General features: G+C 41.6%; 17 protein-coding genes. 7 read left to right on the top strand and 10 right to left on the bottom strand.

Translation table 11 applies throughout. From position 1 onward, the window contains the following. Window positions 1-100: 100 nt before the first annotated feature. Complete coding sequence (locus AACU32_RS14900; RefSeq protein ID WP_096600697.1) at window positions 101-4,828, bottom strand: non-ribosomal peptide synthetase; 4,728 nt, start codon at window positions 4,826-4,828, stop codon at window positions 101-103. A gap of 276 nt (window positions 4,829-5,104) precedes the next feature. On the opposite strand from AACU32_RS14900, the gene AACU32_RS14895 reads away from it, so the two are divergent. Then, entirely contained in the window at window positions 5,105-6,205 is a 1,101-nt protein-coding gene (locus tag AACU32_RS14895) for an alpha/beta fold hydrolase (RefSeq protein ID WP_339377905.1), read from the top strand. 9 nt (window positions 6,206-6,214) lie between these two features. On the opposite strand, the gene AACU32_RS14890 is transcribed toward AACU32_RS14895, so the two are convergent. The 3 genes from AACU32_RS14890 to AACU32_RS14880 form a co-directional block, all read right to left on the bottom strand. Beyond that, a complete protein-coding gene (locus tag AACU32_RS14890; RefSeq protein ID WP_096600694.1) occupies window positions 6,215-7,747 on the bottom strand; it encodes a glycosyltransferase in 1,533 nt (510 codons plus the stop codon). Window positions 7,748-8,036: 289 nt separating this feature from the next. Then, entirely contained in the window at window positions 8,037-11,312 is a 3,276-nt protein-coding gene (locus AACU32_RS14885) for a non-ribosomal peptide synthetase (protein WP_096600693.1), read from the bottom strand. Window positions 11,313-11,320: 8 nt separating this feature from the next. Then, complete coding sequence (locus AACU32_RS14880) at window positions 11,321-15,556, bottom strand: non-ribosomal peptide synthetase (protein WP_096600691.1); 4,236 nt, start codon at window positions 15,554-15,556, stop codon at window positions 11,321-11,323. Window positions 15,557-16,171: 615 nt separating this feature from the next. Between AACU32_RS14880 and AACU32_RS14875 the strand changes: the two genes are divergently transcribed. Continuing rightward, a complete protein-coding gene (locus tag AACU32_RS14875; protein WP_096600689.1) occupies window positions 16,172-16,990 on the top strand; it encodes a SirB1 family protein in 819 nt (272 codons plus the stop codon). Between the two features lie 70 nt (window positions 16,991-17,060). Here the strand turns inward: AACU32_RS14875 and AACU32_RS14870 are convergent, their stop codons facing one another. Then, window positions 17,061-17,501, bottom strand: coding sequence for an SRPBCC family protein (locus tag AACU32_RS14870; protein WP_096600687.1), 441 nt, complete (start codon window positions 17,499-17,501; stop codon window positions 17,061-17,063). Between the two features lie 249 nt (window positions 17,502-17,750). Between AACU32_RS14870 and AACU32_RS14865 the strand changes: the two genes are divergently transcribed. Next, entirely contained in the window at window positions 17,751-19,403 is a 1,653-nt protein-coding gene (locus AACU32_RS14865) for a mechanosensitive ion channel (RefSeq protein WP_096600685.1), read from the top strand. Between the two features lie 59 nt (window positions 19,404-19,462). On the opposite strand, the gene AACU32_RS14860 is transcribed toward AACU32_RS14865, so the two are convergent. After that, window positions 19,463-20,665: an AI-2E family transporter gene (locus tag AACU32_RS14860; protein ID WP_096608022.1), complete on the bottom strand. Its 1,203-nt coding sequence runs from the start codon at window positions 20,663-20,665 to the stop codon at window positions 19,463-19,465. 88 nt (window positions 20,666-20,753) lie between these two features. After that, entirely contained in the window at window positions 20,754-20,948 is a 195-nt protein-coding gene (locus AACU32_RS14855) for a hypothetical protein (RefSeq protein ID WP_096600683.1), read from the bottom strand. A gap of 200 nt (window positions 20,949-21,148) precedes the next feature. Between AACU32_RS14855 and ftsH the strand changes: the two genes are divergently transcribed. After that, entirely contained in the window at window positions 21,149-23,086 is a 1,938-nt protein-coding gene (gene ftsH / locus AACU32_RS14850) for an ATP-dependent zinc metalloprotease FtsH (protein WP_096600681.1), read from the top strand. 15 nt (window positions 23,087-23,101) lie between these two features. Here the strand turns inward: ftsH and AACU32_RS14845 are convergent, their stop codons facing one another. Genes AACU32_RS14845 through AACU32_RS14835 form a run of 3 tightly spaced genes read right to left on the bottom strand, consistent with a single transcriptional unit; the run spans window position 23,102 to window position 23,826 of the window. Next, complete coding sequence (locus AACU32_RS14845) at window positions 23,102-23,308, bottom strand: hypothetical protein (protein WP_339377904.1); 207 nt, start codon at window positions 23,306-23,308, stop codon at window positions 23,102-23,104. Window positions 23,309-23,353: 45 nt separating this feature from the next. Next, entirely contained in the window at window positions 23,354-23,617 is a 264-nt protein-coding gene (locus AACU32_RS14840; protein WP_339378687.1) for a type II toxin-antitoxin system RelE family toxin, read from the bottom strand. Continuing rightward, window positions 23,617-23,826, bottom strand: a complete 210-nt coding sequence (locus AACU32_RS14835; protein WP_096600677.1) for a hypothetical protein — start codon at window positions 23,824-23,826, stop codon at window positions 23,617-23,619. The genes AACU32_RS14840 and AACU32_RS14835 overlap by 1 nt, the downstream gene beginning before the upstream one ends. A 197-nt stretch (window positions 23,827-24,023) precedes the next feature. Between AACU32_RS14835 and AACU32_RS14830 the strand changes: the two genes are divergently transcribed. Genes AACU32_RS14830 through AACU32_RS14820 form a run of 3 tightly spaced genes read left to right on the top strand, consistent with a single transcriptional unit; the run spans window position 24,024 to window position 25,344 of the window. Continuing rightward, window positions 24,024-24,371: a Tse2 family ADP-ribosyltransferase toxin gene (locus tag AACU32_RS14830; RefSeq protein WP_096600675.1), complete on the top strand. Its 348-nt coding sequence runs from the start codon at window positions 24,024-24,026 to the stop codon at window positions 24,369-24,371. 29 nt (window positions 24,372-24,400) lie between these two features. Next, a complete protein-coding gene (locus AACU32_RS14825; protein ID WP_096600673.1) occupies window positions 24,401-24,739 on the top strand; it encodes a hypothetical protein in 339 nt (112 codons plus the stop codon). Window positions 24,740-24,786: 47 nt separating this feature from the next. Further along, window positions 24,787-25,344: a Uma2 family endonuclease gene (locus AACU32_RS14820; protein WP_096608021.1), complete on the top strand. Its 558-nt coding sequence runs from the start codon at window positions 24,787-24,789 to the stop codon at window positions 25,342-25,344. Window positions 25,345-25,577 lie beyond the last annotated feature (233 nt).

Raw genomic sequence — 25,577 nt, 5'->3', positions numbered from 1 at the left:
CGAACAGAACTTCGGGAGGACAAGGAAGAAAGAATCCTAGTTAAGTACACAAATTGGATAATTTATTTTTTAGAGTTCCCTTAAATCACAACTAAATTTTTCACCCCTTGCTCTGTTCGTTTAAGGAAGATAACTTAATCCGCCGACTTTCACGCGATAGTGGGACTAAAACTGGGGCTTGACTTTGAGCATTGCTTTCTTTAAAATTTTCCACCACTTTAGATATTTGTGCAATTGTTGCTCCTTCAAATACGCTACGCAAAGGTAACTCCACATGCAAGATGTCGCGCACTCTAGAGACAAGCTGAGTTGCTAGTAATGAATGACCACCTAATTCAAAGAAATTGTCATAAATCCCTACGCGCTTAAGTCCCAAAACCTCAACAAAAATTTTCACCAGTACGTGTTCAACAGGAGTTCGAGGTGCAATGTAATTTTCAGCTAATTGAGACTTGATTCCATCATGGAATGCTCTTAAGGCGCGGCGATTGACTTTACCATTAGCTGTTAGAGGTAAAGACTCCAATACTACAAAACCTGATGGCATCATGTATTCAGGCAGTTTTTCTGCTATGTAAGTCTGCAACTGCGGCACTAACTTATGCGCTGCTTTGGCTTGTAGGGGATTATTGGCGTAAGATTGCCAGGGACGAGAGAGAGCCGTGCTATGGGGAAAAATAGTCCTTTTACCTACTGCATCTTGTCTTACAAAAACCACATCATAATGTCCTTCAGTACTTGAATGAGACCAGGTAATATCAACCCTATAAGGTACGTTCAGCGCATAGAAATCTTCAGGTTCTACTCCGAAATTTTCTAGTTCTTGCAAAGCTTTACGTATTTGACCTACAGTTTTAAAACCTTCTACGTCTGATAAGCATTCTGCTGTTTTAATTGCTGACATCAGCCGCGCATTAGGTACATTGATAATGCTTAATATTTCTGGTTGATTCTCAATTAATAACTGACGCACTGCTGAGACTGTTAAATTATCTTCAGACCAGTTCACCACTGAATAATTTTTAGTATTATTAACAGTTTCAGTACTAACATGAAGAATCACATTGTAACGAAACTCAGTTAACTCATTGTGATGTTTACCCCGCATCAGTTGAATTTGTACATGATTAATTTGCGGAAAGCGTTGCTTGATTGCCGTAAAAAAATCTGGGTCAATAACTAACTCTGTTTCTTGAAATATTTGCCTTTGTACCCGTTGTTGCAACTCCAAGCAGGTAAGGGAAGGTTCAGCTTGATACAGTTGGACTGACGCATGGAAAGCTTGCAAGAGTGGCAAACTACGCACATCTCCTATGAAGATAAAGCCACCTGGAGCAGTTGCCTGTACAGCACCTTCTAATACACTAATCAGATAATCAATAGTAGGAAAATATTGTACAACAGAGTTCAGAATTACTGCATCAAAAGCTGCTGTTTCTACTTTCTCGAAGTCAGTAGCCATTTGCTGATACAGTGTTACCTGCGGCATTTGTTGTTTTTGTAGCTGTTGCTGAATGCAGTTAAGTGAAACTGAGGAAAAATCTGTTCCCCAATATTTAGTGCAGTGAGGTGCAATTCTAAATAGAATTAAGCCTGTTCCACAACCAATTTCTAACACTCGTTTGGGTTGCAAAGCCAAAATCTGCTCGACTTGGTTATCCACCCACTCACGCATCTGCTCTGCTGGAATAGGCTGATTTGTATAACTACTATTCCAGCCGACAAAATTGAATGTAGGATCTGAATTAGTAGATTGATTATAAGTTTCGTTATACAACATCTGCCATTGCAAAACCTGCTCATTCTGCAATTGCATTAATTGCAAATTCTCCTGTTCGTTACTGTATTCAGTTTTTGGTACTACATAAGCTACTATGCGCTTTTCCTGTTCATCCTCACGAGTTATTACTACAGTTTGCTGCACTGCTGGATGCTGACTCAATATCGCTTCAATTTCTCCCAACTCAATACGATAGCCACGAATTTTTACCTGCTCGTCGAGGCGGCCTAAAAATTCAATGTTGCCATCTACTCGATAGCGAACTAAATCACCTGTTTTATAAAGTCGTGCTTTTAACTGATTAGTAAAAGAATGATAAATGAAAGATTCAGCAGTTAATTCAGGATGATTTAAATAACCTCGTGCTAACCCATCACCACTTATGTATAACTCTCCCGGAACGCCAATAGGTACTGGTTGTAAATGTTTATCTAATATGTAAACTTTTGTATTAGCGATGGCTACGCCCGCCGCAGGCATCGCACGACCAATTACAGGTGCTAAATTACCTTGATTCTTAACAGAAACATATCCTGAAGTTGTAACAACTGTGTTTTCAGTTGGACCATAATTATTAAATACTTGAAAAGAATATGAAGGTAAAGGATATTGATTTAGTTTGTCTCCACCTGTGAGTAATATTCGTAAAGCTGCGTTCTGAGGAAAATCTAATAATAAAACTTTCTCTGCTAAAGGTGTGGGGATGAAAGAAATTGTTATTGCTTTTGATACTAGCCAATCTCGGAGATCGTCAGGCGATCGCCTGCTTTCATCATCTACAATATAAATGCTTGCCCCAGTACTCAGATAAGGCCAAATTTCCCAACCGCAAGCGTCAAAACCAACTCCAGAAATCTGCGTTGCTCGATCAAGGGGGGAAACTGCAAACGCTTTTTGATGCCAAAATACTAAATTTAACAATCCTCTATGTTCAATTTTCACCCCTTTAGGTTTTCCAGTTGAGCCAGAGGTATAAATAACATAAGCGAGGTTATCTACTGAAACTTTACTAGTAAGATTATCTTCAATCTCTTGAGAAATAATCTCCCAATCTTTATCTAAACAGATTATTTGTGAATTATAGTTTTTCAGGCGTTCAAGCCATCGCTCATGAGTTAATAGAACTGAGACTTGAGCATCTTCAAGCATAAAGTTTAAACGTTCAGATGGATAGCTTGGATCTAAAGGTACATAAGCTCCACCTGCTTTCAGGATGCCCAACATCCCGATTACCATATCAAAAGAGCGTTCTACACAAAGTCCTACTAAAACTTCGCTTTCAACTCCTAATTTTTTGAGATAATGTGCAAGTTGATTACTGCGTATATTTAAATCTTTATAGCTAAGTCGCTCATTGCCAAATACTAGTGCAGTTGCCTCACTATTCTGCTCTGATACGCTCTCAATTAACTGATGAATACACTTATCTTGAGGATAATTTGCCTGGGTATTGTTCCATTCAACTAACAATTGATGTAGCTCAGATTCGCTTAAAAGTGGTAAATGTGCAATTCGTTTTTCTGGATTTGCAACTATACCCTCTAGTAATATTTGGAAGTGTCCTATCATCCGGGTGATAGTAACATCATCGAATAAATCAGTGCTATAAATTACAAAACCACTAATTCCTTCTGAGCTATCTGCCCATAACCCATTTTGAGTATTTGACTCCCACAAGTGGAACTCTAAATCAAAGCGCGTTGTTTCCGTTTCAAATGGTAGCGGACTTAAAGTTAAACTAGGTAACTCTAAGGCTGTTATCGGTGCATTTTGAAGCGCAAAAACAACTTGAAAGAGAGGATTTTGATTCAAATTACGCTCTGGATGTAGTTCTTCTACAAGTTTTTCAAAAGGTAAGTCTTGATGAGCATAAGCTCCTAAAGCTACCTCTTTAACCCGACTCAATAAATCCCGAAAAGTTGGGTTTCCTGATAGGTCAGTACGCAGTACTAAGCTATTGACAAAAAAACCAATTAATCCCTCAATTTCACTACGGTTGCGATTGGCAATAGGTGAACCGATAGCAATATCTTCTTGTTGTGTGTAGCGGTAAAGTAAAACTTTAAATGCTGCTAGTAGGGTTATGAATAAAGTTACCCCTTCTTGTTGTCCGAAAGCTAAAAGTGCTTTGCTCAAACTTTTTGATAATTGCAGAGGTTGCCTTGCACCCTGATAAGTTTGAACAGCTAGTCTTGGTCTGTCGGTTGGCAAATTTAGCATAGAAATGCTGTCTAATTGCTTTTGCCAGTAACTCAGTTGCTTTTCTAATACTTCCCCTTGCAACCATTGGCGTTGCCAGTATGCAAAATCTGCATATTGGATTGTCAGTTTCGGTAGAGGAGAAGGCTGATTGCTGGCAAAGGCTGTGTAGAGTGCTGCTATCTCTTGAATCAGCACCCCTATAGACCAACCATCAGAGACAATGTGGTGCATAGTTAGCAGCAGGATGTATTGTGTCTCATCCAACCACAGCAGTTTTACTTGCAGCAACGAATCAGTTGATAAATTGAAAGGATGTTGAGCTTCTTGTGTAATGAGTCGTCGTGCTTGTATTTCTCGTTTGGCTTGTGGCAGTTGCCGTAAATCTATTATTGGTAAAGGTATTGTTAGGGTAGGATTAATTACCTGAACTGGTTGCCCTTTCTGTACGACAATAGTGGTGCGTAAAGCTTCATGTCGTTGCAAGATTTCGTTAAAAGTTTGCTCTAGCGCGGCTAATTTCAGCGAACCTGTTAAATGTAGTGCTAGTGGAATGTTATAGAAAGGATTATTAGGGATTAATTGGTCAAGAAACCACAGCCGTTGTTGAGCAAATGACAGAGGAATATTTCCTGACCGCGAAATAGGTGAGAGAGGTTTAAAACTCTGATTATTAGTACGACTAGATGCTTCTAAAAATTCAATAATTTCTGCTTTACGCTCTTGAATTTCTGCACGCAGTTCTGGTGTAAGAATTCCATCAGGGGCGTTAGCGCGAAACTTTTCACCATCAATAAAAACTTGAATATCTAAGCTGCGAAGATAAGTTAAAAACTCAACTGTATTCAAAATTAAACCCCTTCGCAAGTATTGTTATTTATTAGAAGTTAGTAGGCAGCTATGCTGTATAAATATTACTTGTGTCGTCAGTTTTTTAACATTTTTTAACTGGATAGTTCTTTTTGCCAAGGTGCACTGCTTATTACCTAACCCAACATTTTTATCACACTTCTAAGACTGGATAAATCATTCCTGGGAATGAAACTTGGATGATTATAACTATGGTATGAAGCTAAAAGACAACGCAGTTAATGACGTATCGCAAGGTTTAGGCTCATGCTGTTCATGCCTCATAATTTACTGCTCGTATGGTTGAGTCAACTGCTGTCGATTGGGGTACTTGGCGGGGGAATTTACATTTTCTATGAGTGGTACGAACGAGAACTTGTAGGAACATTTTACTTAGTAGCTGGGCTAATAATGGTTCTGTGGACTTTTGGCGGTCGTTTTATCAGTTTGCCACTGCTGCGCCGTCCTGGAGCCGATGAACCTAAGTTTATGCGTAGCAAAACTGTGCAACGTTTGCCACGACCGGATGGTAGTGTACTGCAAGTAGAGTTTTTTGGACCTGAAGATGGTCAACCGATTATCTTGTCACACGGTTGGGGGCCAAACAGTACTGTATGGTATTATGCCAAACGACAACTAAGCGATCGCTTCCGAGTAATTGTTTGGGATCTACCAGGGTTAGGAAAATCCTCCAAACCGAAAAACAACGATCATTCTATAGAAAAATATGCCCGTGATTTGGAAGCTGTTGTTGCCATAGCAGGAGATAAACCTGTTATTTTGGTAGGACACAGCATGGGTGGAATGATTAACCTCACATTCTGTCGCCTATTTCCAGAGCAATTAGGCACTCGGGTGGCTGGCTTAATTCTTGTAGATACTACTTACACCAATCCGGTTAAAACCTGTATATTTAGTAATTTGGTACGTAAATTACAAAAGCCAATACTTGAACCTGTGCTGTACCTGACTACTGTGCTGTGGCCGATTTTTTGGTTGATGACTTGGCTTTCGTATTTTAATGGTTCGCTGTACATCACCGTAGAACTATCTGGATTTACGGGTACTGAAACACGCGGTCAACTAAATTTTGCTGGTCTATTATCAGCATTGGGTTCGCCTGGTGTTCTGGCTCGTGGCACATTGGGAATGTTAAGGTTCGACGAAACAGACACACTTGCAACTATTAACGTACCTGTGTTGGTTGTTTGCGGCGCTTCAGATATAGCAACTAAACCTGTGGCGAGCGATCGCATGAAAGCAGAATTGCCTTATTCTCAACGAGTCACCCTAAAACCAGGTGGACACATGGCATTGATGGAACAAAACCAGCAGTTTGCCGAAGCAGTCAGCAGGTTTTGTACTGGCTGCTCATAGCTGCTTTCCTCACAGGCTAGATGTACTTAACACCTTTTGATTAGTTCCAAAGTAAAGTTCGCCCAATTCTTCCAAAGAAACATCGGTCTGCGATTGTGGATTAAGGAAGTAGGGATGGATGGGAAGGAGTTCAGCGCGAGGTCGGGTTTCTGATGAAGACAGAATCTGCTCAAGCAAAGTTAGGTAGTTTTCAGCAGTAGATTCCCAAGTGTACTTCTTCAGTACTCGTTGCTGACCAGCTTGGGCAAAATACTCCCACTCCTGAGCATCACATAGCAACCGTTCCAAGCCCCGCGCAATATCAGCAGGATCTTCTGGGTCAACGAGTACGCCATATTCCTTATTTCCCTGTTGGAAACTCTCGCTGGGGCCACCGTTCTTGGTTGCTACCACTGGCAAACCTGCAACTGCCGCTTCTAAGGGAGCAAGCCCAAAAGGTTCGTAGAGTGCGGTCAGCGCGAACACCGAGCGGTGTTTCACCATAAACCGATAGGCTGCTGCCAGTGACTCTTGAGACTGATCTGACAAGCCAAAGGCACTCACCTTGCCCCACAAGTCATTTTCTTTGATAACTTCCCGAATGGGAGCTAATACCTCTTCAGCTATGCTGTCACTAGCCTCCTCTCGTAAAGGATCGTCCAGCCCCCCTGTAATTAGCATCAAGTTAGCTCGTTCCTGAAGTGTTGGACTCATTGCAAAGGCTTGCACTAGCCCTAATATGTTTTTTTTAGGCTCTAATCGACTAGATGCTAGGATGACGGGCAAATCTCGACGGGCTTCTGCAATATCCCGTGCCAATCGTTCCTGAATGAACTCTTCGGTAGCTTCCTCATTTTCGGAACGTGCCTTTGCACCGAAAATCGAGAAATCGGCTCCCGGTGGAATTACTGCAAAGCAGTTGTCATTCTCTACATCCACTGCACCACCATAGACTCGATGAGAATACTGTTCAAAGCGTTCTTGTCTTGTACTGGTGATATTAATAGCCGAGCGATTCATGCTCAGGCGTTCGGCTAAAATGCGATATCTGAAATTAAATTGCTCGTCTATTTCTGGCAGATTTTCTGGGGTGATTTCCAGTTTGTCCATCTTTTGAGCGCCGAGAGAATGACCAGTAAAGGTAAAAGGTATGCCTGTCTCTTCTTCAATGAGAACGCCACACAATCCTCCATCACCGTAGTGGGCAGTCATTGCATCGGGTAAGCCACCTTGCTCTTGATAAAATTTAAAGATGTTGGGTACCCAATCACTAACCAGATGAGGCCACAATAACTCTTTAGAGAGAAATTCTTTTGGCCCTGCTGGTAAGCGGATAATGCGGACATTATCGATCCCTGGATAAGTGTCAATCGCTTCGGCAAACTCTGGCCATTCCGGGTCAATAATTTGACGGGTGAGAATATCAACTTTATGACCCATCTGAGCTATGGCTATAGCGACTTGCTTAACGTAGATCAGCTGACCCCCAAAATCTGGGTGTTTCGTAATATGACTATTGCCTGAATCAAAATTGCCTTGAGGGTTGAGAAATCCAATGTGCATAGCCCACTTCCTAATACAGGTTGATTTCTACTAGAGGTTTTTGCCTGAAGACGGCAGCAGAACACCTTAGTGAGCTTGTTAAAAACTCCCAAGACTGAAAAACACAGGCAGTGAGGCTGTAGATAAACGCCATAAAAAAGCAAGCTTTTCCACATGACGGGAAAAGTCAGTTTAGATTAAACCCAGCCAATTCGCGCATTTTCCTAATGCTTAAGTTAATCGCTACTGTGGCTCGTGCACATATATCGGATGGCATAAATGGCATAGCGATCGCTAACTTAGGGGTTTCTCAAAATTCTACTTCTTCTCGTTGAATTCCCGTAGTTTCAGCGTTATTTATACCTTTTGCTGTCCAATAGATTGTGTCTATATATCTAGATAGTTGTTCTACAGTCGGTGCTTCAAACAAGTTGCGTACAGACAAATCTATTTGGAAGGTATCACGGATACGGGAAGTTAGCTGAGTCGCGAGGAGAGAATGACCGCCCAATTCAAAGAAGTTGTCGTGGATACCTACTTGCTCTTTTCCCAAGATTTTAGCCCAAATTTGAGCAAGTAGCTTTTCAACTTGCGATCGCGGTGCCACATAATCTTGATGATTGAAAGTAATTGTATCAGGCGTAGGTAAAGCGCGGCGATCCACTTTGCCATTAAGTGTTAGCGGTAGAGATTCCAGTACCATATATGCTCTTGGCACCATGTATTCTGGCAACTTTTCTTTGAGAAATTGACGAAGTAAGGACGCAAAGCTTTGCATCTCTAACATCGGTATCTGTTCCTGATTGGGAACAACATAAGCCACCAAGTACTTATCATCAGGTACGTCCTCACCAGCAATAACAACAGTTTCTCTCACTGCTGGATGTTGGCTCAACACCGCTTCAATCTCTGACAACTCAATGCGAAAGCCACGGATTTTTACTTGATTATCAATGCGACCTAAAAATTCAATATTGCCATCTGGTAAATAGCGGGCTAAGTCACCTGTTTTATAAAGACGTGTTGTTGGTTTATTACTAAAAATATGAGGAATAAATTTTTCAGCAGTTAACTCAGTTTGATTTAGATATTCTCGCGCTAGTCCCTCTCCACCAATATATAATTCGCCAGTAACGCCAATAGGCACAGGTTGTAAATGGGGATCTAATATATAAATCTGCGTGTTTTGAATGGGGCGACCAATAGGAATAGATGTGACTGATTCTGGTAATTCTTCTACGTAATAGTAAGATGAAAAAGTTGTATTTTCTGTAGGCCCATAAACATGAATTAAATCTTTTGGCTTCCCATGTTTTATTATCTTTTTAACCCATCTTTTGTCAACCGTCTCCCCACCAAAGAGTAAACATCGCAAGGATGCAAAAGTTTCGGGAACATCTCTAGCAATCTGTTGAAATAAAGCCGTAGTCAAAAAGAGAATGCTAATCTTTTTTTGTTGTAGTTCTAATGCAAAATCCTTCGGTGAAAGCATGACATCTCTACTAATTCCTATAAGTTGAGCACCGTTAAGTAGCGCTCCCCAAATCTCGAAGGTTGCTGCATCGAAGGAAGTGTTTGAGACTTGGGAAATTTTATCGGATGGTGACAATTTTATATAGTTAGTATTGCACACTAACCGATTTACAGCTTTATGAGGTACAGCCACTCCCTTAGGCTTTCCTGTAGAGCCAGAAGTGTAAATAACATAAGCTAAATTATCACTATTTAAATCGCTTTTGCAATTGTCTTCCTTCTCTTGGGTAATAAATTCCCAGTCTTTATCTATAGAAATAATTTGATTTGAGAAACCTTGAAAATGCTTAATTAGATTTTCTTGTGTTAACAATATTGAAACCTGGGCATCTTCCAGCATGAACTTTAGGCGTTCTTGAGGATAGCTAGGGTCTAAAGGAAGATATGCTCCTCCTGCTTTCAGAATGCCTAACAATCCGATGATCATTTCTATAGACTGTGAAATGGAAATGCCGACTAAAGTTTCTGAACTTACCCCTAATTTTTGTAAATATTGTGCTAATTTATTACTACGGCTATTCAACTCTTGATATGTGAGTTGCTCGTTACCAAAGATTACTGCTATATCATCAGGATGCTGCTGTACCTGTTCTTCAAACAAATGATGGATACACTTATCTGAAGGATAATCAGCCTGGGTATTATTCCATTCCACTAATAACTTATATAACTCAGATTTACTTAATAGTGGTAAATTTGCTAGACGTTGCTCTGGATTTATCACAATACCTGATAATAGAGTTTTAAAATGTTCCAACATCCAGCTAATGGTAGCTTTATCAAACAAATCTGTCTTGTAAACCATCACACCTCGGATACCTTCAGAATACTCCCAGTTTGCACCCCATAAGCTCCTAAAATCCTCAGAACACTTCCACAAGTGTAGTTCCAAATCAAATCGTGTTTTTTTTAAATCAATATTCTTAAAGCTAGGCACTAATCCAGGCAGTTCTAGTGCCGACATTGGCGAATTCTGGAAACTAAAAACTACTTGAAATAACGGATGATGGCTCAAGTTTCGCTCTGGGTGTAGTTCTTCAACTAGCTTTTCAAATGGTAAATCTTGCTGACTATAAGCTCCTAGTGTTACCTCTCGTACTCTGCCTAGTAGTTCTCGAAAAGTGGGGTTTTCAGATAAGTTGGCACGTAGTACTAAACTATTGACAAAAAAACCAATTAACCCCTCAATTTCACTACGGTTACGATTAGCAATTGGTGAACCTACTGCGATATCTTCTTGATGAGTGTAGCGGTAGAGTAAAGTTTGAAATGCTGCCAGCAGCGTCATAAACAAGGTAACACCTTCTTGCTGTGAAAGCTTTTCTAGTGCATCAGTTAACTTTTTTGGTAACTCTAGAAATTGTGTTGCGCCTTGATAGCTTTGTATAGCTGCTCTTGGTTTGTCGGTGGGTAGATGCAGCCCAGAAATACCGTTTAATTGCTGCTGCCAGTAAGCTAACTGCGTTTGGAGTACTTCTTTTTGTAGCCACTCGCGTTGCCAGTGAGCAAAGTCGGCGTACTGAAGAGGTAGTTCTAATAGAGGGGAAGGTTGATTTTGTGCAAAAGCTGCGTACAGCGCTCCCATCTCCCGAATCAGCACCCCAATAGACCAATCATCGCAAATAATGTGGTGCATATTCAGTAATAGAATATGTTCTGTCTGGGAAAGCACAAGCAACTTCACTCGCAGCAATGGCCCTGAGGATAAATCAAAGGGATGTTCTATCTCTGCGGTAACAATGCTTTTGGCTTCAACTTCCCTTTCATCAGCTGGTAATTGCTGGATGTTTAATACAGAAATAGGTATTGTTAAGCTGGGTGCAATTGCCTGTAGGGGTTGCCCATCCCAGACTATAAATGTAGTGCGTAAAGTTTCATGGCGACGGACAATTTCGTTAAAAGTCTGCTTTAGTGCCGTTAAGTTAAGCAAACCTGTTAAGCGAATTACTGTCGGCACATTATAAAGAGTATTATGAGGGATCAACTGGTCAAAAAACCATAACCGCTGTTGAGCAAAAGATACGGGAAAAACGTAGACCTCTTCAGAAGACATATTGATTCTTATTTTAAAATTTGTGTTTTCTCAATACAGGCTTTTAACTGTGCGGCGAGAACCTGGATATGAGGTTTTCTCAGCATAGTTAAGTGATTGCCAGGAATATGATGAATTTCCGTTCCTTCTGCGGCTAGCTGATTCCAACCCAGACTCGGCTCTTTCTCGGCAATGGTTGACTGAACTTTTGTTCTGAAAAAATGAATTTGCTTAGGGTAGACTTGCGGAACGTAGTTGAGAACTGCTTGGCTATTAGCATAGAAAACACGAAGTATAGAGGGAATTGCTAACTCGCTTAACAGTCTTAACTGGGATTCTTCCGATATAAAGTTGACTGTTGCATCCTTTTTGAGAATGAAGTGGGAAAACAGATTTCTTTGGAGTATTTGCACAAACTTATTAAAATTAGGAAACCGAGAAATTAAACTGTTGATTCTGTTCTTCCCAGGAGCAGTAATTAAACAAAAATAATCGAGGAAAAAAGGCCATATATATCGCATTACTGTAGTCAAAAGAAACTTAAAACTCTTACTTAAAGAAGGTATATTGTCCTTAATTGGTGCTACAGTATCAAGCACAGCAAGTAGCGCTACTTCTTCACCAGCTTTTTGTAGTTGTTGAGCCATCTCAAAAGCAACCCAACCTCCGAAAGACCAACCTCCCAAAAAATAAGGGCCTTTCGGCTGTACTGAGCGCAATGCTTTAATGTAGTGGGTAGCCATATCCTCAATGCGAGTTAGTGGAGTTTCGCCATCAATGCCAATGGATTGTAACCCATAAAATGGTTGATTCTTTCCTAGATGATGAGCTAATTCGTAATAAGGAAAGACAACGCCAAAAATTGGATGAACACAGAAAAAAGGTGGATTTGAACCAGTCGTTTGAATCGAAACCAAGGGAGACCAAGGGATAAAATCTGTTTTTGAAGATAGAGAAGTTGCTAAACTTTCAATTGTTGGATTTAAAAATAAAGTAGATAGTGGCAATTCGCGCTCAAACTGTTTATTTATCTGTTGTAAACAACGTACAGTTAGTAGTGAATTTCCTCCTAAATCGAAGAAGTTGTCATGTATACCTACATCCTCAATATTAAGGATTTCAGCCCATATTTTTGCCAAGATTGACTCAGTTGGAGTCCGAGGAGCGATAAAGGCTTCATCTCTTGAGTAGCTCGGAGTCTCTAGTGCTGTTAGTGCATAAATATCCACTTTGCCATTAGCAGTTAGTGGTAGAGAATCCAGCACTACAAAAGCTTTTGGCACCATGTATTCTGGTAATTTTTCTTTTAAAAAATTGCGTAGTAGAGACGCGTTAGCGCAGCGGGACGAAGTACAATTTTTTGTCTCTACATTAGGGACAATATAACCTATTAAGTACTTATCGCCAGATACATTCTCTTGAGCAATTACTACTGCTTTTTGGACATTTCGATGCTGACTTAGTACTGTTTCAATTTCTGATAATTCAATGCGAAAGCCGCGAATTTTTACCTGATTATCGATGCGCCCTAAAAATTCAATATTACCGTCTGGTCGATACCGAGCTAAATCACCTGTCTTATAAAGTCGCGCTCCCTTTTGCTGATTAAAAGGATTGGCAAGAAATTTTTGGGCTGTTAATTCAGGATGGTTAAGATAGCCTCGTGCTAGTCCATCACCATCAATATATAATTCACCTGTAATTCCAATTGGTACAGTTTGTAAATGCTTATCTAATATATAAATTTTAGTGTTAGTAATAGGGCGACCAATGAAAGATTTTTCATTGACAGATTTAATTTCTGCAACGGTTGACCAAACAGTTGCTTCAGTAGGGCCGTAAGCGTTAAAAAACCTCCGGCTAGAACTCCACCAACGTTTTATTATATCGTCTGTACAAGATTCACCGACACAAATAATAGTTTGCAATATAGAGAGTGATTCTGTAGGTAAGACTGCTAATACCGCAGGTGGAAGAACGACATGAGTAATAGCTTTTTCGCGCAATAGTTGGAGCAAAGGTTGTCCGGGTAGAAGGGATTCTTTATTTGCTAAATAAAGAGTTGATCCTATTCGCAGTGCTATAGCAATCTCAAAAATTGAAGCATCGAAACTCAATGATGCAAATTGCAAAATACGATTACTCGATTGCAAGTTGAAAGTCTCAATCTGAGCTTCTACTAAATTAGATAATCCCCGATGTTCAATTAAAACACCTTTAGGCTTCCCCGTAGTGCCAGAAGTGTAGATGACATAAGCTAAGTTTTCAAATGTTACACAGTTGGTTGGATTTTCTTGGCTGTTTTGTGTAATAGCTGCCCAATCTTTATCTATACAAATAATGGGCTTTGAGAATTCCTCAAAATGCTTGAGTAACTTTTCTTGTGTGAGTACTACAGAAACTTGTGCGTCTTCTAGCATGAATTTAAGACGCTCTTGAGGTAGGCTTGGATCTAAAGGTAGGTATGCTCCACCAGCTTTGAGGATGCCTAATAGCCCGATTATCATCTCTAGCGAACGCTCTACGCAAATACCTACTAAAATGTCAGGGACTACCCCCAATTTTTTCAGATAATGTGCAAGTTGGTTGCTGCGTATATTTAACTGTTTGTAGCTGAGTTGTTCATCGTCAAATACTAGCGCGTTCGCGGAGCGTGCGCTAAGCGCAATCGCATCGGGAGTTTGCTCTACCTGTGCTTCAAATAACTGATGAAAACACTTATTATGCGGGTAACTTTTATAAGTGTTGTTCCAATCAATTAATAACTGTTGTCGTTCTCCTTCAGTAAGCAAAGGCAAATCTGAAAGGCGCTGTTTTGAATTGACGACAATACTTTCTAACAGTGTTTGGAAATGTCCCACCATTCGCGTAATGGTGGTGTCATCAAATAAATCGGTGCTATACACCACTTGTCCTTTGAGAGTTTCCAAATCTTGCCACAAATGGAACTCTAAATCAAACTTTGCAGTTTTGCTGTCGAACTCGAATAGCGAAAGCTTTAACCCAGGTAACTCTAGCGCTTCAATCGGAGTATTTTGCAGGCTAAATACAACCTGAAATAAGGGATGGTGGCTTAAATCTCGCTCTGGGTGAATTTCCTCCACTAGCTTTTCAAAGGGCAAATCCTGATGGGCATATGCTCCCAAAGTTACCTCTCGTACTCGATTTAATAATTCTTGAAACGTCGGGTTCCCTGATAAATCGGTACGTAGCACCAAACTGTTGACAAAAAAACCAATCAACCCCTCTAGTTCGCTACGGTTACGATTAGCAATAGGTGAACCTACTGCAATATCCTCTTGCTGCGTGTAGCGATAGAGCAAAGTCTGAAACGCTGCCAGCAGAGTCATGAACAAGGTCACACCTTCTTGGTAGCTAAGTGCCTCTAGCGCTTGAGTTAAGGACTTTGGTAGCTCTAGAAATTGTTTTGCACCCCTGTAGCTAGGAACTGCTGGTCTTAGTCGGTCAGTGGGGAGATTCAGCACTGAAAGCCCATCTAATTGCTTTTGCCAATAAGCTAACTGGGTTTGTAGAGGGGAGGTGCCGTTTGCCCCCACTCCTTGCAGCCACTCCCGTTGCCATTGGGCGAAATCTGCATATTGAATGGGTAGTTCTGGCAGGGGCGTAGACAGGGAGTTGTTAGAAGCGTCACCTGTTCGCCCAGCAAAAGGGCTTGCGATCAGACATCCCTCATCATCTGCAAAGGCTTTGTATAATACCCCCAGTTCTCTAATTAGTACTCCCATTGACCAGCCATCAGCAACAATGTGATGTAGATTTAGCAGCAGTACATATTCTGCTTCATCTAGTTGTAGCAGCTTCACTCGCAGCAATGGCCCGGTGGTGAGATTAAAAGGATATTGAGACTCTTGGGTTGCGATTTGCCGCATTTGTGTCTCACGTTCTTGGCTTTTGAAATTGCGTAGATCTATTAGGGGAAGAGATATGGTTAAACTGGGTGCGTTAGCGTAGCTTTCCGCAGGAATCGCCTGCACTGGTTGCTGGTCTACCATAACAAACCTAGTGCGTAAGGTTTCGTGGCGACGTACAATTTCGTTGAATGTCTGCCTTAAGGCGGTGAAGTTGAGGGAACCTGTCAGGCGAAGCGCTGTTGACACGTTGTAAAATGGATTGCCCGGTGCTAACTGGTCGAGAAACCACAATCGCTGCTGGGCGAAAGAAGTGGGAAAAACGAAAACCTCTGCTTCTTGAGAAAAATTGAGTTCTTCATCATCTGTGAGACTACTGAGAATATACTGGCTCATAAGTGAATGGCAAACAGTTGTGGTGGAATTTGCGGAAACTTTTTCTCAGTTCATCTTGTTGTCAAACCAGGAAATCGGTTATCAGTGATGCCTGTTTAACAAGCAGTGGCTTTGAAGATTTTGGCAATGGAAACTTCTTAAATGCCCGCTCAAAATAGAGATAGTTGTCCTGGCGATACATTTCCCCTCCGTCGCGGATGAAAACTGAGCAGTAACCCCTATTTTATAGATGGCATCCGTAGTCAATCTATGTCCAGAGTAGTGGAAAAATTTTTATGATGGTAAGAGGAGGTTGAGCCGAGATCCAAACTCAAACGGAAATAGTTCCTCAAAACCCTTGCTAAGTCTAGTTTTAGCGATTATATGTGATTTTTTATAAGAACACCCGCACATTAGACAGAACCTGTGACCTTTTTCTGGTTCTATTGGTATGCTCCCCAAAATATTGGCAATCATTCAGACATCTGCCGAGAGATGCAGCAAATTTACCCAAGAGCAGTTAACGCCAGCGCTACTATGCAAAATTGACTGAATATCTCTAAGATAAAGATAGTGCCATTCAACTGTTGTCAGTTGGCTCGCTTCATCCTTACACTTAGACTCCCGCGATCGCTTATGAATTTTTCGTCAGCGCGACAATATTTTTATCAGGAGATTCAGCAGCCTGACGAGCATATCGACCTGGTAAAGGCAGCTTTATATATTGCACAGGAAGAATATCCTCACCTTGATCTACAAGAATACCTCAATGCCTTTGAAACAATGGCAGCGGAACTACAAGAACGCTTACCAGAATCACGCTATCCGCTGCGGGTGATTCAAAGTATTAATCAGTATTTGTACGATGACTTGGGATTTGCGGGTAATAAAACAAACTACTACGATCCGCGCAACAGCTTTTTAAATGATGTAATTGACCGGCGGTTAGGAATTCCCATTACCTTAGCACTAGTTTATCAGGAAGTGTCCCGCAGAATTGATTTGCCAATGGTGGGCATAGGAATGCCGGGACATTTCCTCATCCGCCCAGATATTACAGATATGGAAATTTTTGTAGATGCATTCAATCAGGGTGAAGTGTTATTTCCCCAAGATTGCGAAGACAGACTATCGCAAATGTTTCAGCAAAGAGTGCAGCTACAGCCAGAATATTTAGCCCCAGTCAGCAATCGGCAATTTTTGGCGAGGATGCTGACGAATTTAAAATTTATCTATCTCAAAAAGCATGATTTAGAAAAAAGCCTAGCAGCGGTGGAACGAATTTTACTGTTGTTTCCTGGCGTGAGCATAGAATTACGCGATCGCGGACTGATTTACTATCAACTCGGTTACTACCCCCAAGCGGCTGAAGATCTGCAAACTTATCTCTCCAAAGTTCCTGATGCAGAGGATTCAGTCGCCATTCGACGGTTGTTGACTGAGTTGGGGAGATGAGGGGAGTGTTGACGGTTGACGGTTGACGGTTGACGGTTGACTATTGACTATTGACTATTGACTAAATCTGTTAGAATCTTTCCGCTATTGCTTTGAGGCGAAGCAGTTGGGCTTGCATATCTGCTTTTGTCCAGGATGCAGCGAAGGTATTGAAGCCCCAACTGACTAGGGGGTTGGGAATATCGAACTCAAAACGGTTGATGAGGTTTGTTCCTTGGGATATGGGTTGACATTCCCAGCGATCGCGTCCTTGGAAAAATCCTTTGAATCCCCAAACAACTAAACCTGGTTGGCGTTCGACAACCACGGTGTTTAAGGTGGGTTGAATGAAAGGAATTTGGATGATAAAGCGACTTTGACTCCCAATATCCGTACTCCAGACTTTGCCCACGGGTTCGCAACGTAAAACAGGGTTAAGCCATCGGTGCATGAGAGTTAAATCGGTAATACAATGCTCTACCACCGTGGCTGGGGCATTAATTTGAATCGATTGTTCCAAAACTTGGGACATTATACCTAGTTCATGGGGCTGCTGCAATTAGAGTAACTCAAAATCGCTTGTTGATCATAGGGGAGCAATGACCCCTGGGGGGATTTAGTTAAAAATTACTCATAATCCGAATGTCATATATGTTTTTACTGGTAAATTGTTAGGCAAAATCCTCGTAATCTTACGAGATTCCGGATTGTGCATCACAATCCACGCCAAAAACACCTTAAATGTTCTGGCTTCACAATTAACTTTTAATTCCGAAAAACCATGAATGCAACTTGGCTAGGAATAACCCAGGTAATAGATATTGGTTTGTCGATGAGGGTGCAGCGATTTTTGGCACAATCACCAAGCCTAACACCAGACTCACCAGCCGTGCAGCGGGGATTTGCTGATTTGCAAGGAATGGGCCAACAGATAGTTCTGTTTATGCCTCGATTGCTTGGTGCGGCGGCAATTTTGCTAATTGGTTGGCTACTTGCGGCGCTGATTGCAAAAGCGACGCGAACAATCCTCAATCGCACGAACATAGATAACCGCATTGCTTCCGGAATAACCGGTCGAGAAGATGTTCCCCAAGTGGAGCAATTCATCTCCGGCTTAGTTTTTTGGAGTATCATCCTGTTGACGGTGGTAGCTGTATTACAAGCTCTAGGCTTGGAAGTAGCTTCGCGACCGCTGAATAATTTTCTCGATCAACTTGTGGGCTTTTTGCCAAAGTTGGTTGGGACAATAATTCTTTTGGGTGTCGCCTGGGTAGTAGCTACCCTTGTCAAGGTTGTGACAATACGGGGACTCCAGGTATTAAGGTTGGATGAGCGGTTGAATGAAGAAGCACCGGATGCTACATCTGGCTTGTCTCAATTGTCTCCCAGTGAAACCATTGGCAATGCCCTTTATTGGTTCATCTTTTTACTATTTCTCGTCCCCGTTCTCGATACTTTGGGGCTAAGGGAGGCGCTACAACCAGTAAAAGCTCTGACTACAGAGATTCTGTCAATTCTGCCGAATATTTTAGCAGCCACACTCATTGCCGCTGTCGGCTGGTTTATCGCTAATATCGTCCGCCGAATTGTCACTAACTTGTTGATTGCAACCGGAATCGACCATTTAGGTAGTCGGTTTGGACTTTCTCCCAGTGCGGGGGCGCAACCGCTGTCGAATATTATCGGCACAATTATCTATGTTTTGATTTTGATTCCCGTAGCGATCGCTGCACTCAATGCTTTGAAAATTGAGGCGATTTCCCTGCCGGCGATCGCTATGCTACAACAGGTTCTCAATGCCTTACCTGCCATCTTTACAGCCTTAGCAATTCTGATTCTGGGCTATTTTCTCGGGCGGTTTGTTGGGGATTTGGTTACTAGTATTCTCACTAGTTTGGGCTTCAACAACATATTTTCTGTACTCGGTCTGCCATCACCGAGACGAGCAGCGGTATACACAGAATCTGGCGCACCAGTATCTACACCTACCCGTACCCCATCAGAAATTGTGGGGATTATCGTCTTAGTCGGTATTATGCTGTTTGCGACGGTAGCAGCCGTGAATATCCTGAATATTCCCGCGCTAACCGCATTAGTATCCGGCATTTTGATTATATTCGGGCGTATTCTCTCAGGATTAGTGGTATTTGGCATTGGTTTATTCTTAGCAAACCTAGCTTTTAACATCATTGCCAGTTCCGAGAGTTCTCAAGCCAGGATTTTAGGTCAAGTAGCACGCATTTCCATCATTACCTTAGTATCAGCAATGGCACTAAGACAGATTGGCGTAGCTAGCGATATTGTGAATTTAGCATTTGGACTCTTACTCGGCGCGATCGCTGTCGCTATTGCCCTAGCCTTTGGTCTTGGTGGTCGCGATATTGCCCGCGAACAAGTCAGAGAGTGGCTAGACTCTTTTAAAAGCAAAGGGTAATTGAATTAGGGCATGGGGGATGGGGCATGGGGGATGGGGCATTGGGCATTGGGCAATAGTTATTCCTTCTCTGCCCCCTTGTCCTCCTTGTCCCCCTTGTCCCCCTCTGCCCCTCTGCCCCCTCTGCTCCCCTGCCCCCTTGCCCCCTTGCCCCCCTGCTCATCTGCATTATCTGCTTCCCAAGGATCATCTAATGCCGGAGAGTGCGACACGATTACCAACTCAGCCTCTTGTTGCGGACTAGGACCCCATTGATCCAAAACATCTTTAATTAAAACTTCTTGCAACCAAATCTTGGCAACCACAGTTAGAGGTAGCGCCAAAAATAATCCTAAAAAACCAAAGAAAGTCACGAAAAATAATTGCGAAATTAAGGTCACAGCTGGTAGTAAGGAAACTTGATGAGCCATGACAATCGGTGTAATAAAATTACTTTCAAGCTGCTGAATAATAAAGTAGAGAATTAAGACCAGAACAGCTTTCCAAGGCGCATCCAAAAGTGCGATCGCCATTGCTGGAACTACACTCAATGTCGGGCCGAGGTTGGGAATCAAGTTTAAAAATCCGGCTAACACACCTAAAGCCAATGCGGCTTTGACACCTAAAGCCGATAAACCGATGACACTCAGCAGTCCGACTACGCCCATCGCAATCAGTGCGCCTATTACCCATCCCTCCAATGAAGTTTCGCACTGATCCAAAATCCCATTTACTCGCCGCCGATAAAATGAGGGGAAAAGACGCACAAATACTCGGCGATAAGCCCCGGGATTGGCTAATAACATTCCTGTTAAAACCAGCACCAGTAAAATTTTCAGCAAAGCTTCTAATGAGCCAGAAACAAAGGCAAAAGAGTTTCCTAATAGTCGATTGATGAATGGCTGTGCTTGTTGGATCAGACTGTCTATATCGGGAATATAAGGTACTAGCTGATTGGGAACCTGTGTTTTTAGTTGGTTAAACCAACTATTAAAGCGTTCCAAACCTTGGGGAACTCGGTAAGTAAGTTCGTGAAACTGCGCTGCAAACGGCGGTACAATTACCCGGAAAAAACCGACAATCAAGGCAAAAAATATTACCACCGCCAGCACAACGGCAAAACCACGCCTGACTCCCCAGCGTTGGAACCATCGCGCTAGGCGATTTAAGGTTGAAGCTAAGACAACTGCGGCAAACATCAGCAACAATACTTCTTTAATTTGCCACAAGATGTATAAAGACAGAACTATAGCGATTAAGCCGATCCATTGACCTAGATTCACAGGCGGACTCCAACCAGTTGGCAAGCTGCATTATCATGCATGATGCAGCTAAGTTAGCTGATTTTAGCAACTTCCGCCTATACAAAGATCAGCTATTTTGCCTTTGGGCCTGAAATCGCCATAATAATGCGATCGCCATAATCACAGGCGGTGACAAAACCATAATTAGGGCTACTGCATCTGTCCCCGGAATTAAAAGACTCGGTGCTGCATATTTAATCAAGAACGACAGCACTATCGAGAGTAGAAATACTTTAAACACCAAAAAGAGCTTATTTTCCATACAAGTTCGGCAATACGCATTGTTCTGTGGGGTATACACCAATTTGGTCTACGCCATCTAGTTTCTAGAATAGACCTAACAGATACAAAACTTTGCAATTCACGTTACTTTGTCATGGGGCATGGGGGGATGAAGGGGACTATTGACAACTGACCACTGACTATTGACCAATGACAAAATTAATTTGAGGGTACATCAAAATGCCTGTTGAAAAAAATAATAAAAATCAATTGAAACCTTCGAGATGGCGGCAGTTTGGTGGCAGCTTCTTGATATTTCTAACTGTATTGTTGCTGCTAAACTTTATTGTTCCTAGCTTCTTGGGGCCGAAATTGCCACAAGTTCCTTATAGCGATTTTGTTGTTCAGGTAGAAGCTGGTAAAGTCGAAAAAGCGATAGTCGGCGGCGATCGCATTGAGTATGTCCTGAAAACCCAAACTGCCGATGGCAAACCGGCACAACAGGTATTATCTACTACACCCGTAGCTCTGGATCTCGATTTACCAAAGATTCTCCGCGAGCATAATGTTGAGTTTGCTGCACCACTACCAGATCAAAATGGTTGGCTGGGTACTTTAGTTAGCTGGGTAGCGCCACCGTTAATTTTCTTTGGTATCTGGGGCTTTTTAATGAATCGTCAAGGAGGCGGCCCCGCAGCGCTGACGGTAGGTAAAAGCAAGGCGCGGATTTCTTCTGATGGCAGCACAGGTGTAAAATTTACGGATGTGGCTGGTGTCGATGAAGCCAAAGTTGAATTGGAAGAAATTGTTGATTTCTTGAAGAACGCGGATAAATACACCCGCTTGGGAGCGAAAATTCCTAAAGGTGCGTTGTTGGTAGGGCCTCCCGGAACAGGTAAGACATTATTAGCCAAAGCGATCGCTGGGGAAGCTGGGGTTCCTTTCTTCAGTATTTCCGGTTCCGAATTCATCGAATTGTTCGTCGGTGTCGGTGCGGCGCGTGTCCGCGATTTATTTGAGCAAGCGAAAAAACAAGCTCCCTGTATTGTCTTTATCGATGAATTAGACGCACTGGGTAAATCTCGCGGTGGTGCTGGTGGTTTTGTGGGTGGTAATGATGAACGCGAGCAAACCCTCAACCAGTTACTCACCGAAATGGATGGTTTTGATGCTAATACAGGTGTAATTATTATCGCCGCTACCAACCGTCCCGAAGTCCTTGACCCTGCATTGCGCCGTCCTGGACGTTTTGACCGCCAAGTTGTAGTCGATCGCCCTGATAAAATTGGTCGAGAAGCTATTCTTAACGTTCATGCCAGAAACGTTAAATTAGCTGATGATGTTAATTTAGCTACTATCGCTATCCGCACACCAGGATTTGCTGGAGCAGATTTAGCCAACTTAGTGAATGAAGCCGCATTGCTAGCAGCTCGTCAAAATCGGCAAGCGGTAGTTATGGCAGATTTTAACGAAGCCATCGAGCGCTTAGTGGCTGGTTTAGAAAAACGTTCTCGTGTGTTGAATGAAACCGAGAAAAAGACCGTAGCTTATCACGAAGTTGGTCACGCCATCATTGGTGCTTTAATGCCTGGTGCTGGTAAAGTGGAAAAAATCTCCGTTGTTCCCCGTGGTGTAGGTGCTTTGGGTTATACAATCCAAATGCCAGAAGAAGACCGCTTTTTGATGATTGAAGACGAAATTCGCGGACGAATTGCAACTTTATTAGGTGGACGTTCGGCGGAAGAAGTGGTTTTTGGGAAGGTGTCTACTGGTGCGTCTGATGATATCCAAAAAGCTACGGATTTGGCAGAACGGGCAATTACCATCTATGGCATGAGTGATAAACTAGGGCCTGTGGCATTTGAGAAGATTCAACAGCAATTTATCGAAGGCTATGGAAATCCCCGCCGTTCAATTAGTCCGCAAGTTGCAGAAGAAATTGACCGGGAAGTCAAGCAAACAGTAGATAATGCTCACCACATCGCTTTGAGCATTCTGCAACATAACCGTACATTGTTGGAAGAAACTGCTCAACAACTGTTGCAGGATGAAATTTTAGAAGGTACAGCATTGCGGGAACGCCTCCAGCAAGCTGTCGCACCAGAAGAATTAAATGAATGGTTGCGAACAGGGAAGTTATCGGAAGATAGACCTTTGTTGCAGACACTTTTAGTGTAAGGATTTGAGATTGAGTTAAAAAAGCGATCGCTGTTTGAAAAGGCGATCGCTTTTCAATACGGTTCGGTTAAAGGGAAAAGGGAAGTTGTTAAGTACATAAGCAAAAATATTTACAGTCATTGCGAGCGAAGCGAAGCAATCCCAGAGTCTTTGCGATTGCTTCGCTTCGCTCGCAATGACGTTAACCGAACCGTATTGGATCGCTTTTTTTCGCCTAACCACAAGCAAAAGGTAAAAGACGCTTGGACGAAAGCTGCCAAAATCTAATTAAGGGAAATACCTGTAAATATCTTTTCTTTGTAACGCTCTGACAAAAACAATTGCATTATCAGAGATTGTTAACCCAATTCTGTAATCTCCAACTCTAATCCGATAATAATCACCATCAGCTTTAAGTTTTTTAACATTATTCACTTCTGCAAGATTTTCAGCATTTTCGACTTCTTCAATTACTGTTTGTATTCTTTGCAGTAATGTTTCATCTTTAATTTTGCTCAAATCCTTTTCAAAGCTTTTGCGGAACTCAACAATTATCCCTTATTTCCTAAAATCTTAAAAATTGCCTCTCGGCTGACTGGTTCTGTATCTTCACCTTCTTTGATAGCTTTTTCTATAGCTATATCTTCGATAATTTCTGCTAACAAATCAGAAAATACTTCTTTCTGTTCTTGAATTACTTCGATAAGTGCGCTTTTAAATAGTTGCTTAATTTTCTCTTCGTCAAGGTTAAGTTTTGTCATATTATTCCTTCAATTTGGTTTGGATTAATATTAACATGCCTATTGGGGATAGGTTGAAGATATGTATGCGATCGCACTTTTCCAACATCCATCAGCGCAATGATTTATTAAATAAACATAAAACCACATTTCAGTTATCCACGAGTCATATATATTTTTTTTGACCAATCAAGAATAAATAATGCATCACTGTTTAAATGGCTAAAACACCTATTTCCTTATACCTTCAAGGCAATGCAACTTCTCCTAGAATGGATAATGTTAGACCAAATAAAGATATTGCCACATTTGAGGAGAACAGTGTCATTTTTGTTATGACCACTTTACCAGACGGCACATCACCCGGAGGTATTTCCACATTCGCTACTATAGGAAGAGGGAAAAATTGGTGGAAATTAGACCCGGCTACAGACATTGCTGCTGAACTAAAATTAGTTAACGATCGCGATAATCATTGGTTATGGCAACCTCAAGAGATTATGCCGCTTGCAAATTATAAAACTGCACTCAGGCAGATTGGAGAAAAGTTTTATAAAATTAATTAAAAGTCAAATATATACTTTGGTCAGGAAAAATGAAACTATCCTTTAAAGATATCCAGTTTATTATTGAAGCAATTGAAAATTTAATCAAAGTATATGAATCTCGTCTCAATAATGAAAATTTAGATGAAGATGAGTTATCAAATATTGGTAATGATTGTATGTTTTTAGAGACACTTCATGTGGATTTGTCAAATCATTTAAAGCAAGTGTTGGCACAGAAATCAAATACTGTGCAATCAGATTTAATAAATTTATCTGCACAGGATTTAAAGCAATCTGTTGTGCAATTACCGATTAGTCAGCGTTTGGTTTTAGTAGATGCGATTACTGAATCAATTAGACAAGAATTATCATTGAGTCAAAAGTAAGGCGATCGCAACTGGATAAAATAACAATAATGCAAAACAGTTGGCATATGACAACAGCAGCACCCTTGACTCTCAATGAATTTCTCACACTCCCAGAAACTCAGCCAGCTAGCGAATTTATTAATGGTCGCATTTACCAAAAACCTATGCCTCAAGGTAAACACTCGCGTCTGCAATTCAAATTTTGTGATGCTGTGAATCAAGTTGCAGAAACGCCACAAATCGCCTTAGCCTTTCCAGAATTACGCTGTACATTTGGCGGACGTTCGATTGTTCCCGATGCTAGCGTATTTCGCTGGGAGAGAATTCCGTTTGAGGTAGATGGTGAAGTACCCAACACCTTTGAAATTTTCCCTGATTGGACGGTAGAAATTCTTTCACCTGAGCAAAAAGCTACTAAAGTTATTAGCAATATTTTGCACTGTCTCAAATATGGTACTCAACTAGGATGGTTAATTGACCCAGATGACCGATTAATTTTGGCATTTATTCCCGGACAAGAACCTTTAGAATTAACTGGTAGTGAATCTCTACCAATCCCAAACTTCTTAACACTTGATTTGACAGTTGAGCAGGTTTTTAGTTGGCTGAAAGTCAATCGTTAAAAATTCCTCAGAAAATAATATAGCTTTTCCTAATCAAATGAGCTAAACAATAGGGGAGCATCCCAAATGTGTAAATTTATTTATTTGTAGTGCGGGCTTCTAGCCCGCTTCCTTTGTATTAGGGAGCAAGATGCTCCCACTACAAATTTTATTTTTGCAAAATTGGGATGCTCCCAACAATAGCCCCCTCCCCGCTTGCGGGGAGGGGGTTGGGGGTGGGGTGTATCTCACAA

It is taken from the genome of Calothrix sp. NIES-2100 (genome assembly GCF_963875285.1).
In the GTDB taxonomy this organism is placed as follows: Bacteria; Cyanobacteriota; Cyanobacteriia; order Cyanobacteriales; family Nostocaceae; genus Aulosira.
The sequence above is the reverse complement of the archived record's forward strand: the minus strand, read 5'-3'. Positions and strand labels throughout refer to the sequence as shown.